This is a genomic window from Rhodococcus sp. AW25M09, assembly GCF_000333955.1.
Classification (GTDB): Bacteria; Actinomycetota; Actinomycetes; order Mycobacteriales; family Mycobacteriaceae; genus Rhodococcoides.
Genome location: NZ_CAPS01000094.1, coordinates 1 through 13,455 on the forward strand (window position 1 = coordinate 1; position 13,455 = coordinate 13,455).

Below are 13,455 nucleotides of genomic sequence, written 5' to 3' on the forward strand. Positions count from 1 at the left end.
CGGACCGTCGGCCACGAAGGACTTCATTCCGATCGTGCGATCGTCGGTGGCGAACAAGGCCGCGAACTGCTGCGCTTCGATACGAAGGCCGGTGGTGAGATCTACGTCGAGCCCCTGGTCTATCGACGCCTTTGCCGCGGCGAGCGCCCGCGATGCGCCCGTGGTGAACTGCTTTGCCCACGCCCGAGCCGCGTTGTACACCTCGTCGGGAGCTACCACTTCGTCCACCAAACCGATACGCAGCGCCTCCTCGGCCCCGACGAACCGACCGGTGAAGACCATGTCTTTCGCACGACTCGGACCGATCAACCGTGCCAGCCGTTGAGTTCCGCCGCCGCCGGGGATGACACCGAGCAGCACTTCGGGAACTCCGAACTTGGCGTTGTCGCCGGCAATTCGGCGATCGGCACCGAGCGCGACCTCGAGTCCGCCGCCGAGTGCGTATCCGGTGACGGCGGCAACAACCGGCTTGGGGACAGCGCTCAGCGAACCGAACGCGGACTGCAGGTCGCCGGCGATCTCCGCCATCTCCGCCGCAGACATTGCCGCCATCTCCTTGATGTCGGCACCGGCCGCGAATACCTTCTCACCGCCGTAGACGACGACGGCTTTGACCGCACTGTCGACCGTTGCCTCGCGGGCCGCCGCGCGAAGCTCCTCCTGCATCTGACGATCGAACGCGTTCATCGGCGGGCGATCCAAGCGGATGGTGCCGATACCGTCGGATACCTCGAGATTCACGAACTCAGCCATGGGCGCAAAGGCTACCGGGTCACGTCCGGTCGATCCGACCAGGGATGTCGCGCCCCGGCGTAGTAGGCATCGTCGCCGTCGAACAGCACTCGGACCGCGCCGTCGTCGCGGATCAGTGTGGGCAGGACCGGAGTGATCTCACGTTCGTGGTCGACAACCTCGGCGACGGTGGCGAAACGGGAGAGTGCGTCGAGCTGACTCCACGTCGGTGGCAGCAGGATCGTCCGTCCCGCTCGCCAATCCGCCAACGCTGCACCGGTCGAACGCCAGCTCACCGACGCTGCCTCGCTGGTGTCCCCGTCCGCATTCTGGCCCTCCGGCAGTACGGCAACGAAGAACCGGGTGTCGTACCGTCGCGCTTCGCCCACCGGCGTGATCCAGTGCGACCACGGCCGGAGCAGATCCGATCGCAGCACCAGATCGTGGGCGGTCAGAAACTCGGCGAACGACAGTTCGCGACGCTCGAGTCGGCCTCGTTCTGATGCGAACGGAGCAGTGTCGGCAACGATGGAATCCGGTGCCGATCCGGCCAGCAGCACCCCACACTCCTCGAACGTCTCGCGCGCCGCGGCACAGACGAGGGCCTGAGCCTTGCCCTCGTCGGTTCCGAGACGGTCCGCCCACCACGAAGGCGGCGGGCCCGCCCACCGGACATCTGCCGCCGCGTCGGATGGATCGACGCCGCCACCGGGAAAGACCGTCATGCCGCCCGCGAACGCCATTCCGCCGACGCGTTCGAGCAGGAACACTTCGATCTCCGCACGTGATCGGCCGTCGCGGACCAGGATGACCGTCGAAGCATCACGGGCAGGGACATGGTCGGCAGCACTGTTCGAGCTCATGAAGGGCAACGTACCGCCGCGTGCAGCAGGTGGATCCAGCGGTCCGCGCTAGCGCCGGTGTGCCCCGGCAGCTCGGGTTCGGCGGGCGAAGAAGCGACCGTCGACGCGATCGAGGGTGATCGACTGGCTGAACGCCTCGGTCAGGTTCTCGGCCGTGACGACATCGTTCATCAAGCCCTGTGCCACCACTCCGCCCTCTTTCAGCAGCAGAGCGTGACTGAATCCCGGGGGGATCTCCTCCACGTGATGAGTGATGAGCACCGTTGCAGGAGCGTCCGGGTCGGCCGCGAGGTCGGCCAGCCGTGCCACCAGTTCTTCGCGACCGCCGAGGTCGAGTCCAGCAGCCGGCTCGTCGAGCAGCAGCAATTCCGGGTCGGTCATCAGAGCGCGCGCGATCAGAACCCGCTTGCGTTCGCCTTCGGAGAGGGTGCCGTACGTGCGGGTGGCGAGATGCTCGGCACCGAGACTCTCGAGCATCTCGACGGCCCGCTCGGTGTCGATGGCGTCGTATTTCTCACGCCAGCGTCCCAACACCGAGTACCCGGCGGACACCACCAGATCGGAGACGAGTTCGTCGGCCGGGATTCGGTGGGCCAGCGATGACGACGACAACCCGATCCGCGGTCGTAGTTCGGAGACATCGGTGTGGCCCATGACCTCACCGAGAACGTGAGCGACACCGGACGTGGGATGCATTTCGGCCGCCGCGATGCGCAGCAGCGATGTTTTGCCGGCACCGTTCGGCCCCAGGACGACCCACCGTTCGTCCAGTTCCACCTTCCAGGTGACGGGTCCCACCAAGGTCACACCCCCACGGCGGACGACAACGTCGGTGAAATCTACGAGCAGGTCGGGATCCGGTTCAGACACGACGCCTATCTTCCCGCACATCCGCCGCGCATTCACGGCAGGATGTGCACGCGTGTCGCCCATTGACGATGTACCTCGCAACTTCCGCTCGACCGTCGACGGCGAGTCTGGCTCGAACCCGCCCGGATCACCGTTTCCCTTGGGTGCCACTGTGCTGCCAACTGGTACTCAATTTGCAGTCCACGCACCCGAGGCCGACGGCGTCGAGGTATGCCTGATCGACGCCCAGGGCGGCGAACGTCGCATCGAGCTGACCACCCGCACCTTCGGGGTTCGACATGCATTCGTTCCCGGAGTTCGAGCCGGTGATCGGTACGGCTTCCGCGCCCACGGCACCTGGGATCCACATTCGGGGCGTCGGTTCAACGGCGCGAAGCTTCTGCTGGATCCCTCCGCCCGACAAGTGACCGGACGGTTCGGCGACCCATCGGCATTGTTGGCGTACGAGGACGATCCGTTCGGAGCACCGAGTTCTCGCGATTCGCTCGGGCATCTCCCCCTCGGCGTGGTTCGCGCGCCGCTCGCTCACTCCGACAGACCCGCGCGACCCGGCGTGCCCTGGGACAGAACCGTCCTCTACGAACTGCACGTGGGATCGTTCACTGCCCGCAATCCTGGCGTACCCCAACATCTTCGAGGAACCTATCTGGGCCTCGCCCAACCGGCGGTGCTGGAACATCTTGCTCGCATCGGTGTCACCTCGGTCGAGTTGCTGCCCGTGCAGACCACGTTCACCGAGCCCGGTGTGCGCGCCCGCGGCATGCGGAACCATTGGGGCTACTCCACAGGTGCGTACTTCGCGCCGGACCCGCGTTTCGCTGCCGTTCCCGGCGACGAGGTGACCGAGTTCCGCACCATGGTCGACGCGTTGCACGAGGTGGGGATCGAGGTGATTCTCGACGTCGTCTACAACCACACTTGCGAGTCCTCGGTCGACGGCCCCTCGATCAGCTGGCGAGGGCTCGATGCGCCCGGCTACTACCTGCTCGACGGACGCGGATCGGACGTCGATCTGACCGGCTGCGGAAACACTCTCGATTCGGCGTCGCCCGCGGTAGTGCGCATGGTGTGCGACAGCCTGCGCTACTGGGTCGACGAGCTGGGCGTCGACGGATTCCGTTTCGACCTCGCCAGCACGCTCGGCCGGCCCGGTGGTTGGCGATTCGATCCTCGCGCACCGCTGTTGACCGCCATTTCCGTCGATCCCGTTCTGTCCCGGGTCAAGCTCATCGCCGAGCCGTGGGATGCCACCGGCGCCGGCTACCAGGTCGGAAACTTCGGCGTGACCTTCTCGGAATGGAACGATCGCTACCGCGACACGATCCGCCGCTTCTGGGCAGGTCACCACGGCGTCCGCGAATTGGCGTCGCGTCTGGCCGGTTCGGAGGACCTGTTCGCGGGCGGCGGGCGCCTGCCGTGGGCGTCGATCAACTTCGTCACCGCGCACGACGGATTCACCGCCCGCGATCTGGTGTCCTACGAGCGAAAGCACAACGAGGCCAACGGAGAACAGAACAGGGACGGAACCGACAACAACTCGTCGGTCAACCACGGCACGGAGGGGCCGACGGAGGATTCGTCGATGCTCGAGGCCCGTGGACGCCATGTTCGCGCCCTGCTGGCCACCCTGACGCTCTCGACCGGAACTCCGATGCTGCTCGCCGGCGACGAGATGGGCCACACCCAAGCCGGCAACAACAACGCGTACTGCGTTCCCCAGGATGCGCCGGCCGCGGACTCGTGGGCGATCGACTGGGAGGGGGCCGATCAGAACATGATTCGCTTCGTCGGTCGATTGCTACGCGTCCGGGCAAGTGCTCCAACGCTACGCCAGCAGGAGTTCTTCACCGGTCGCGCGACGCCGACCGGTCGACCGGATCTGGTGTGGTTCGATTCTGCCGGAACAGAATTCGACACCGATCGCTGGAACGACGATTCGGTGCGCACCATCCAAGCCTGGGTCGACGGCTCCGACGTCCGCTCCTATGCATCCGACGGCGGGCAGGTCGACGACGCAAGTTCGCTTCTGATTCTCCACTCGGGCGGACCTGCAGAGATCACTCTGGCGTGCCCGAGCTGGTCGTCGTCGCAGTTCGTCCCGGTACTCGATTCCGCCAACGTAGACGGGGTTCCCTCGAATACCGTTGCACTGGAAGCAGGTTCGACGGTATCGGTGACCGGCTCCACGGTACTGGTGTTCCGTAGCGCAGGCAGGTGAGTCATGAACAGTTGTACGAGCGGACCGACTCCGAGCGCATAGAGCACCGTTCCCAGCCCGAGCGTCCCGCCGAGCAACCAACCGGTGAGCACCACGGTCGATTCGATCCCGGTGCGGGTCAGACGGATCGACCATCCTGTCCTCGCCACGAGGCCTGTCATCAATCCGTCACGCGGCCCCGGGCCCATGCCGGCACCGATGTAGAGCGCGGTGGCAAAAGCGTTGACCACGATCCCCGACACCATCGCCACCGATCGAATCACGAGACCGTCGAGCTGCGGCAACATCGCCGACGTCGCATCCACGGCCAACGCGATGACCACGACGTTGCTGACGGTGCCCAGACCCGGACGCTGTCGTAGCGGAATCCACATCAGCAGCACCGCCACTCCAGTGATCGCCGTGATGGTTCCGAAACTCAGCGAGAGGTGGCTTTCGAGACCCTGGTGAAACACATCCCAGGGATTGACGCCGAGGCCACCGGCGATCATCGACGCCATCGACGCCCCGTACAGCCAGAGCCCTACGTACAGGGCGAGCAGTCGAGAAGGGAGCCGCCTATCGGCGAGCGAGCGACGTACTGAGGTGAACATGCTTCCAGTGTCCAGCGCACTGGATACGTTCTGCATAGCCACTTACACGACAGTGGACCCCAGCGTTATGGAAACAGTGGTGTTGTGCAACAGCGGTTTCAGGGAACGGCGATCACCGTCGTCGAACCGGGCGCCACCTCGGTGAAGCCGGCATCGCGCACTGCAACGCCACGTCCGGCGCGAACCTCGTCCAACGCGCGCGCCCACTGGTGCGGGTCGGCCGAGCGAACCGAGCACCGATAGCCAGCCACTGCCCACTGTCGGCAACGGTCCACACTCATCGCTCCGGCGAGCAGCATCGACGCGTGGCCGACCTGTGCGGCGGCCTTGCCCACCGTCATGGACAGCGAGGCATCGACCCACAGCACCGGACCCGCCGCAGGCGAGGGCTCGACCTCGGACGGTACGTCGGTGCCGCCGATCTGCAGGCGCTTGATCCTCGGATCCAGATCCCCGACCCTACCGGGTACCAATGCCCGTGCCGACGCGCCGCCGACGTCCACCGTCACGCCCGGGACATGCTGTGCCGCAGCCCATTGCGCGCCGCGCGCACGTCGAGCGACTTTGCGAATCCGAGCCGATGTCCATTCGTCGAAGGCCTCGTGCCACGAGGCACCGGTACCGACGCGCGGATCTAGGCACAGCGTCACCGTTGCTGCGGCGGCCGCCTCGAGCAATTCGAAGCGCAACGGCGGGTCGATCTTGGGGATGTGCAGCACCATCGGCATGGCCAGGACATCCGCCGGATCGGCCGGATCCTCGGCACCCCCGTACCCGCGGGCGAGCTCGGCATGACGCGAATCGAACGTGTTGTCCGGAGAGAATTCCTCGGCAGCGCTGTGCTCGTCCACATCATGTGCGGCTTCGCCGGTCTCGGGACCACCGGCCACGAACTCGCCGGTCATAGGATCGGGATGCGGCGGACTCCCCCGTCGACTGCGTCCGCCGCCTCGATTTCGTTGCGCGTGACACCGAGAATGAACAGCACGGCGTCCAGGTACGGATGCGAAATAGCCGTATCGGCAATCTCTCGCAGCGCAGGCTTGGCGTTGAAGGCGACCCCTAGACCTGCTGCGGTCAGCATGTCGATGTCGTTGGCACCGTCGCCGACGGCGACGGTCTGCTCCATCGGCACTCCGGACTGGGCTGCGAACTCTCGTAGTGCAGTGGCCTTCGCAGCGCGGTCGACCACCTCGCCGATCACCCTTCCGGTGAGCTTTCCGTCGATTATCTCGAGCGTGTTCGCCTTGACGTAATCGAGCTCGAGTTCGTGCGCGAGCCCCTCGATGACCTGTCGAAAACCGCCGGACACGACGCCGCACGCGAATCCGAGTCGCCGGAGCGTGCGGATCGTGGTCCGAGCCCCCGCCGTCAGCTCCAGACTCTCGCCCACATCTTCGATGACGGATTCGTCGAGACCGGCGAGCACGGCGACCCGCTGTTCGAGCGACTCCGCGAAATCGATCTCACCGCGCATGGCCGCCTCGGTGACGGCGCGTACCTCGTCCTCGCGACCGGCACGCGCAGCCAACATCTCGATGACCTCGCCCTGTACGAGTGTGGAGTCGACATCGAACACGATGAGGCGCTTCGATCGACGCGCGATCCCGGCCCTCTCCACTGCGATGTCGACACCGATTCCCGCTGCGATGGCCGCGAGGCCAGTACGTAGTTGCACGTCGGCATCGGGCGAGGTGTCGGTGGCAGTGACCTGCAGTTCGAGGCCGGTCACGGGGTAGTCGGCAATGCCTCGAATGGAGTCGATGTTCGCACCCTGACGGGCCAGCTGGCGCGAGATGGCACTGAACGCCCGTGCGGTGACGGGTCGACCGAGAACGACGACGACGTGGGTGGCCAAGCTCTGGCCACCACCCTGCGCCGCACCGATCTCGACGTCCACGTGCACACCCACCGTGGCCATGGCGTCCTCGAGCTCTTCCTGCAGGGCTTCGGGATCGCGGGGACAGGTGAGCAGAACACCGAGGGTCAATCTGCCGCGGATGACGACCTGCTCGACGTCCAGCAAGCTCACGTCGTGCCGAGACAATGCTGCGAACAGCACCGAGGTGACGCCCGGCTTGTCGGGTCCTGTCACCGTCACGAGCACTGCGGTGTCGTTCGAGCTCACCGGATCTCCCTTTCACGCGCGGCCAATGGCCGGACAGGTCTTCGTGTCATCTCGTCGCGCCCGGGCAAGCCCGGATACACCACGACATTGTCGCAAGCGAAGAGCCCCACCCGGTAGCCGGGAGGGGCTCTCGCTGCTGCTGTGGACTACCTGGGGTCGTGGTCCCCGGAACCTTCGTGATCGCTGGTGGCGATCGGAGCCCGTCGGGCCTGTTCCATCACGGCAGTGGTCTTACCACCGTGTGCTCCCGGACCGACATGCGCTTCCGCACGCATCCGTTCGACCATGTGCGGGTAGTGCAGCTCGAACGCCGGCCGTTCGGACCGGATACGAGGCAGCTCGGTGAAGTTGTGCCGTGGCGGTGGGCAGGAGGTCGCCCACTCCAGCGAGTTTCCGTACCCCCACGGATCGTCGACGGTGACGACCTCGCCGTACCGATAGGACTTGAAGACGTTCCACACGAACGGCAGGGTCGATGCACCGAGTACGAACGCACCGATCGTAGAGATGATGTTCAGCGTGGTGAAACCGTCGGAAGCGAGGTAGTCGGCGTAACGACGCGGCATTCCCTCGTTACCCAGCCAGTGCTGCACCAGGAACGTTGCATGGAAACCGAAGAACGTCAGCCAGAAATGCCACTTGCCGAGCGCCTCGTCCATCATCCGGCCCGTCATCTTCGGGAACCAGAAGTAGATGCCTGCGTACGTCGCGAACACCACGGTGCCGAACACCACGTAGTGGAAGTGAGCGACGACGAAGTAGGAGTCGGTGACCTGGAAGTCGATCGGCGGCGACGCTAGCAGCACGCCGGTCAGCCCACCGAAGACGAACGTGATCAAGAATCCGATGGAGAACAGCATCGGCGTTTCCAGAGTCACCTGACCGCGCCACATGGTGCCGACCCAGTTGAAGATCTTCACACCCGTGGGCACCGCGATCAGGAACGTCATGAACGAGAAGAACGGCAGCAATACTGCGCCGGTGGCGTACATGTGGTGCGCCCACACGGCAATGGAGAGAGCTGCGATGGCGATCGTCGCGTAGATCAGCCCCGAGTAGCCGAAGATCGGCTTGCGGGAGAAGACCGGGAAGATCTCGGAGACGATTCCGAAGAACGGCAGCGCGATGATGTACACCTCGGGGTGACCGAAGAACCAGAACAGGTGCTGCCACAGCAGAACTCCACCGGTTGCCGGATCGAACAGGTGCGCACCCAGGTGACGATCGGCCGCCAAGCCGAGCAGGGCCGCCGTCAGCAGCGGGAAGGCCAACAGAATCAGAATCGACGTCACCAGGATGTTCCAGGTGAAGATCGGCATCCGGAACATCGTCATGCCGGGGGCCCGCAGGCAGATCACCGTGGTGATCATGTTGACGCCACCGAGGATGGTTCCCAGGCCGGCAATGGCCAGGCCCATGATCCACAGGTCCGCACCCACGCCCGGCGAATGCAGGGCCGATGTGAGCGGGGTGTAGGCGGTCCATCCGAAGTCTGCTGCGCCACCGGGAGTGATGAACCCGGCCGTGGTGATCAGGGCACCGAACAGGTACAGCCAGTACGAGAACGCGTTCAACCGCGGGAATGCGACGTCCGGCGCACCGATCTGCAGCGGGAGGATGTAGTTCGCGAATCCGAACACGATCGGCGTCGCGTACAGCAGCAGCATGATGGTGCCGTGCATGGTGAACAGCTGGTTGTACTGCTCGTTGGACAGGAATTGCAGCCCCGGTACGGCCAACTCGGCGCGCATCAACAGCGCCATGAGCCCACCGACGAGGAAGAACGCGAACGACGTCGCGATGTACATGATCCCCAACACCTTGGGGTCGGTCGTCGTTACCGCTTTGTGCAGAAACGAACCCTTCGGTCCCATCCGCGGCGGGAACGGCCGAGCAGCATCCACAACGGAAGCGGGCCTAGGCGCTAGGGCAGTCACAGATCCTCCTGATTGCGCGCCGTCCTCGAACTACGAGGCGACGTCGTCTAGTCATGCGCTACTCGAATCGTAGACCGTCGGGCCGACGCTTGCCGAACCGGTCCTACCGTGTGTCGTATTGGGCCGAACCAGCGCGGCCAGGATCGAGCGATCTGCCTGCGCTGTCGGCCTTTCCGCCGAAGCAGGCAGCGCTCCGAACGCGATCGATTTCGCAACCTCGACGGTGTCCGTTCGAGTGCCCTGACGCAGCCCTCGTCCGATACTGTGTGAGACCACCCGACCCGTCGAAGGAAGTCCCGCGTTGCCACTCCCCCGTTCGTGTGTACCGCGCAGAATCGGCCCACTGGCCGCTGCGTGCCTTGCCGCAGCTGTGGCGCTGGTCGGCTGCTCCGACTCGGAGGTCGTCGACGACGCATCCACCATCGTCCGCACCACGACGAACATCGCCGGTGCCGGAGTGGTCGGGAACGACCGGGACACCGTGGGACTGTGCCCCGCCCTTGCGCCGCTCGACCGGACCGGAATCGAGGGCGACACCCGGCCAGTCGGACACGCCGAGGGAATCAGTGCCATCCCGGCCGACCCCCAGCGCATCGTCGTACTCGACTCCGCCGGCTTGGACGCGAGCTGCGCGGTCGGAATCTGGGAACGCGTCGTCGGCGCGGCGACGCTCGATCCCGACTTTCGTGGCGACGGAGATCAGCCGCTGTATCTGGGCACCGGATTGGCGTCCGTTCCTTCGGTCGGAACGGTAGGCGCGCCGGACATCGATGCCATCGCCGCTCTCGATCCCGATCTGATCCTGGGTGCCGATTCTCTCGGAGCAGACACCTACGATTCGCTCACCGCCATCGCTCCGACCGTCTTCACCGGCGAAGGGCAGGGCTGGAAGGATACTTTCCTGCAGTCCGCGGCGGCGTTGGGTCGAGGGCAGTCGGGATTCGACGCGCTCGCGTCGTTCTCCGCGGACGCCGAGCAGGTCGGTCGTGAAATAGATGCCAGCCAGACTCAGGCGTCGATCGTGCGATTCGACGCGGACTCCATCGAGGTGGACGGACCGAACTCGTTCGCGGGTCAAGTGCTCGCCGAGGTCGGCGTCGCACGCCCGCAGAGTCAGCGTGATGCGGCCCTGTCGGTCGAGCCGGACGACCTCGATCCGGTCGAGGGAGACATCGTCTACGTGCGATTCGCGGGACCCGACGGTGAGAAGTTCGGTCGTGAGGTGATGGACAGCGACGCGTGGCACGATCTCGGCTCGGTCACCGACGGACGCGTCTTCGCGGTCGACGACACGGTGTGGTCGGGCAGTGGAATTGTTGCAGCACGAGCGATTTTGGCTGACCTGTCCGCATCTTTGAACGCTTACGTCTCCTGAGGACGGGGTTTCGAGTCCGTGCCCATTCCAGAATTCGTGCAAGCGCTGAGGAGCGTCGTCGGCACGGCACCTCTGTGGCTTTCCGGTGTCAGTGCGGTCGTTCTCGATGACGAGAGGCGAGTACTGCTGACCCTTCGGGCAGACAACAACACCTGGGCGGTGGTGTCCGGAATTCTCGAGCCCGGCGAGGAGCCGGCACCGGCCGCGCTGCGCGAGATCGGCGAAGAGACCGGCGTCGACGCCACGATCGTGCGCCTGACGAGCGTGGATGTGACCGAGCCGATCACCTATCCCAACGGCGACGTCGCGCAGTACCTGGACATCACGTTCCTCGCTCGGTACGTCGGCGGCACACCGCATGTCGCCGACGACGAAAATATCGACGTGTCCTGGTTTGCACTCGACGCATTGCCGGAAAACCTCACGGCGACGTCGCGATTACGGATCGAGAAAGCCATAGCCGACCAACCGTCGGCGTGGTTCCGGCGCTGACTCCCCCATCCGAGTCGGGTGAACAGTTCACCTCCGAGAGTCCCCGATCGAGAATAATGTGATATCACTTTAGTATCACCATCGAGAGGGAGGTTCTCATGTCTGCACCCGCAACCGTCGCCGAGAAGCCGACGGGTACGCCGACCACCACCATTGCCGAGCGAACGGGGTGGGATCTGCCCGGCTGGTCGATGCTCGGCGTCGGCCTCGTGCTGTTCCTCGGCGGAATCGCTGCATTCGCTCTGGGGTTCGTGTTCTCCGTTGTCGGGCTCGTCGCCGCCGGGGTCGTCCTGTTCGTAGTGTCGCTTCCGGCGCTCATGGGACTGACTCTGGTGCAACCGAATCAAGCGCGGGTTCTTCAGCTACTCGGTAGTTCGTACAGCGGAACGCTGCGCACACCGGGACTGCGCTGGACCAATCCGTTGACGTACCGCAGGGCCATCTCGACCCGAATTCGCAACCACGAGACCGGGCAATCGAAAGTCAACGATGCCGACGGTAACCCGATCGAGATCTCGGCTGTCGTGGTCTGGCAGGTTGCCGATACCGCGCTGGCGTCGTTCCAGGTCGATAATTACGAGGAGTTCGTTGCTGTCCAGACCGAGTCGGCAGTCCGCCACATCGCAGGCAGTTACCCGTACGACGCCGAGGGACGAATGTCGTTGCGGGAGAACGCCGACGAAATCACCGCAGCCATGTCGGAGGAGGTACACGCTCGGGTGCGTTCGGCCGGCGTCGAGGTGATCGAGACCCGAATCAACCGTCTCGCCTATGCTCCGGAGATCGCCCAGGCCATGCTGCGGCGTCAACAAGCAGGAGCGGTGATCGCGGCGCGTCAGCAGATTGTCGAAGGTGCCGTGGGAATGGTCGAGATGGCATTGTCCAAGCTCGAGGAGAAGCACGTTGTCGAGCTCGACGAAGAACGCAAAGCCACGATGGTCTCGAATCTGCTGGTTGTGTTGTGCAGCGACAATGACACCCAGCCCGTCATCAATACCGGATCGCTGTACCAGTGAGCCATGGCTGCCGAGCGTAAGAAGATACTGCTTCGGCTGGACCCGGCGGTGCACGACGCCCTCGCCCGCTGGGCTTCGGACGATCTGCGGAGCACCAACGCTCAGATCGAGTTCCTGTTGCGCCGCGCGCTGAGCGACAAGGGTCGAATGCCCAAGAACGCGGAGGATATTCGACCGCCGGGACGCCCGCCGAAAGAGTGAGCGTCCCGGTGTAGATCGGGAGTCAGAAGTCCCAGTCCTCGTCTTCGGTGTTGACGGCCTTACCGATGACGTACGAGGAGCCCGAACCGGAGAAGAAGTCGTGGTTCTCGTCGGCGTTCGGCGACAGAGCCGACAGGATTGCCGGATTCACGTCCGTCTCGTCCTTGGGGAACAGGCCTTCGTAGCCGAGGTTGTTGAGCGCCTTGTTGGCGTTGTAGCGCAGGAACTTCTTGACATCCTCGGTCAGGCCGATCTCGTCGTAGAGGTCCTGGGTGTACTCGACCTCGTTGTCGTACAGCTCGAACAGCAGCTCGAACGTGTAGTTCTTGAGCTCTTCCCGCTGCGCCTCGCTGACCTTCTCGAGACCCTTCTGGTACTTGTAGCCGATGTAGTACCCGTGGACGGCTTCGTCGCGGATGATCAGGCGGATCAGATCTGCGGTGTTGGTGAGCTTCGCGCGCGAGGACCAGTACATCGGCAGGTAGAAGCCGGAGTAGAACAGGAACGATTCGAGCAGCGTCGAGGCGACCTTGCGCTTGAGCGGGTCGTCACCGTGGTAGAAGTTCAGGACGATCTCGGCTTTGCGCTGGAGGTTGACGTTTTCCTCGGACCAGCGGAACGCATCGTCGATGTCGCGGGTGGAGCTGAGGGTGGAGAAAATGGAGCTGTAGCTCTTGGCGTGCACCGACTCCATGAATGCGATGTTGGTGTACACCGCCTCCTCGTGGGGCGTGATGGCATCCGGAATGAGGCTCACCGCTCCGACCGTGCCCTGGATGGTGTCGAGCAGCGTCAATCCGGTGAACACCCGCATCGTCAGTTGCTTCTCGACGGCGGTCAAGGTGGCCCACGACGGAATGTCGTTGGACACCGGCACCTTCTCCGGCAACCAGAAGTTGCTGGTGAGGCGCTCCCACACTTCGGAGTCCTTGTCGTCCTGGACCCGATTCCAATTGATTGCGGAGACGCGATCGATGAGCTTCACCATGTGTCCTATCTACCGAGGAAATCTGCCGAATACTGGCTTGCC

Annotated in this window: 12 protein-coding genes and 1 pseudogene; 5 read left to right on the forward strand and 8 right to left on the reverse strand. The window is 64.5% G+C overall.

The features are described from left to right. The 3 genes from RHODMAR_RS18650 to RHODMAR_RS18660 all read right to left on the reverse strand — a co-directional run. Window positions 1-753, reverse strand: a 753-nt coding sequence (locus tag RHODMAR_RS18650; protein ID WP_008717525.1) for an enoyl-CoA hydratase/isomerase family protein, incomplete at its 3' end; no start/stop codon positions are given. An 11-nt stretch (window positions 754-764) separates the two neighbouring features. Then, the gene (locus tag RHODMAR_RS18655) at window positions 765-1,595 is read right to left on the reverse strand and encodes an NUDIX hydrolase (RefSeq protein WP_008717527.1); all 831 of its coding nucleotides are present in this window, start codon (window positions 1,593-1,595) and stop codon (window positions 765-767) included. Between the two features lie 48 nt (window positions 1,596-1,643). Next, entirely contained in the window at window positions 1,644-2,486 is an 843-nt protein-coding gene (locus tag RHODMAR_RS18660; RefSeq protein ID WP_042939851.1) for an ABC transporter ATP-binding protein, read from the reverse strand. Between the two features lie 31 nt (window positions 2,487-2,517). On the opposite strand from RHODMAR_RS18660, the gene glgX reads away from it, so the two are divergent. Next, complete coding sequence (gene glgX / locus RHODMAR_RS18665; RefSeq protein ID WP_008717532.1) at window positions 2,518-4,683, forward strand: glycogen debranching protein GlgX; 2,166 nt, start codon at window positions 2,518-2,520, stop codon at window positions 4,681-4,683. Here glgX and yczE read toward each other — a convergent pair. From yczE to ctaD, 4 genes and pseudogenes are all read right to left on the reverse strand, one after another. After that, a pseudogene (yczE, locus tag RHODMAR_RS29170) lies at window positions 4,614-5,276 on the reverse strand (membrane protein YczE); the annotation flags it as partial. The gene glgX and the pseudogene yczE overlap by 70 nt on opposite strands. A gap of 98 nt (window positions 5,277-5,374) precedes the next feature. Continuing rightward, on the reverse strand, window positions 5,375-6,181 hold the full coding sequence (locus RHODMAR_RS18675; RefSeq protein WP_008717534.1) for an aminoacyl-tRNA hydrolase: 807 nt from the start codon (window positions 6,179-6,181) through the stop codon (window positions 5,375-5,377). After that, the gene (gene serB, locus RHODMAR_RS18680) at window positions 6,178-7,404 is read right to left on the reverse strand and encodes a phosphoserine phosphatase SerB (protein ID WP_008717536.1); all 1,227 of its coding nucleotides are present in this window, start codon (window positions 7,402-7,404) and stop codon (window positions 6,178-6,180) included. The genes RHODMAR_RS18675 and serB overlap by 4 nt, the downstream gene beginning before the upstream one ends. 146 nt (window positions 7,405-7,550) lie before the next feature. Beyond that, complete coding sequence (gene ctaD, locus RHODMAR_RS18685) at window positions 7,551-9,341, reverse strand: aa3-type cytochrome oxidase subunit I (protein WP_008717538.1); 1,791 nt, start codon at window positions 9,339-9,341, stop codon at window positions 7,551-7,553. Window positions 9,342-9,642: 301 nt separating this feature from the next. Between ctaD and RHODMAR_RS18695 the strand changes: the two genes are divergently transcribed. The 4 genes from RHODMAR_RS18695 to RHODMAR_RS18710 all read left to right on the forward strand — a co-directional run bounded on the left by RHODMAR_RS18695 (window position 9,643) and on the right by RHODMAR_RS18710 (window position 12,425). Beyond that, window positions 9,643-10,716 carry an ABC transporter substrate-binding protein gene (locus tag RHODMAR_RS18695; protein WP_008717541.1) on the forward strand — a complete coding sequence of 358 codons (1,074 nt, stop codon included), beginning with the start codon at window positions 9,643-9,645 and terminating at the stop codon, window positions 10,714-10,716. An 18-nt stretch (window positions 10,717-10,734) separates the two neighbouring features. Next, on the forward strand, window positions 10,735-11,208 hold the full coding sequence (locus RHODMAR_RS18700) for an NUDIX hydrolase (RefSeq protein ID WP_008717544.1): 474 nt from the start codon (window positions 10,735-10,737) through the stop codon (window positions 11,206-11,208). A gap of 98 nt (window positions 11,209-11,306) precedes the next feature. Next, window positions 11,307-12,224 (forward strand): SPFH domain-containing protein, encoded by a 918-nt coding sequence (locus RHODMAR_RS18705; RefSeq protein WP_008717546.1) that lies wholly within the window; start codon window positions 11,307-11,309, stop codon window positions 12,222-12,224. A gap of 3 nt (window positions 12,225-12,227) precedes the next feature. Beyond that, a complete protein-coding gene (locus RHODMAR_RS18710) occupies window positions 12,228-12,425 on the forward strand; it encodes a hypothetical protein (protein ID WP_008717547.1) in 198 nt (65 codons plus the stop codon). A gap of 22 nt (window positions 12,426-12,447) precedes the next feature. Here the strand turns inward: RHODMAR_RS18710 and nrdF are convergent, their stop codons facing one another. Beyond that, window positions 12,448-13,413 carry a class 1b ribonucleoside-diphosphate reductase subunit beta gene (gene nrdF, locus RHODMAR_RS18715; RefSeq protein WP_008717549.1) on the reverse strand — a complete coding sequence of 322 codons (966 nt, stop codon included), beginning with the start codon at window positions 13,411-13,413 and terminating at the stop codon, window positions 12,448-12,450. Window positions 13,414-13,455: the final 42 nt, after the last annotated feature.

What these genes read in the sequence shown, in the direction of transcription:
- RHODMAR_RS18655 (WP_008717527.1), bottom strand. Translation starts at nt 1,595, where the DNA reads ATGAGCTCGAACAGTGCTGCCGACCATGTCCCTGCCCGTGATGCTTCG.
- RHODMAR_RS18705 (WP_008717546.1), top strand. Translation starts at nt 11,307, where the DNA reads ATGTCTGCACCCGCAACCGTCGCCGAGAAGCCGACGGGTACGCCGACC.
- RHODMAR_RS18710 (WP_008717547.1), top strand. Translation starts at nt 12,228, where the DNA reads ATGGCTGCCGAGCGTAAGAAGATACTGCTTCGGCTGGACCCGGCGGTG.
- RHODMAR_RS18675 (WP_008717534.1), bottom strand. Translation starts at nt 6,181, where the DNA reads ATGACCGGCGAGTTCGTGGCCGGTGGTCCCGAGACCGGCGAAGCCGCA.
- RHODMAR_RS18660 (WP_042939851.1), bottom strand. Translation starts at nt 2,486, where the DNA reads ATGTGCGGGAAGATAGGCGTCGTGTCTGAACCGGATCCCGACCTGCTC.
- nrdF (WP_008717549.1), bottom strand. Translation starts at nt 13,413, where the DNA reads ATGGTGAAGCTCATCGATCGCGTCTCCGCAATCAATTGGAATCGGGTC.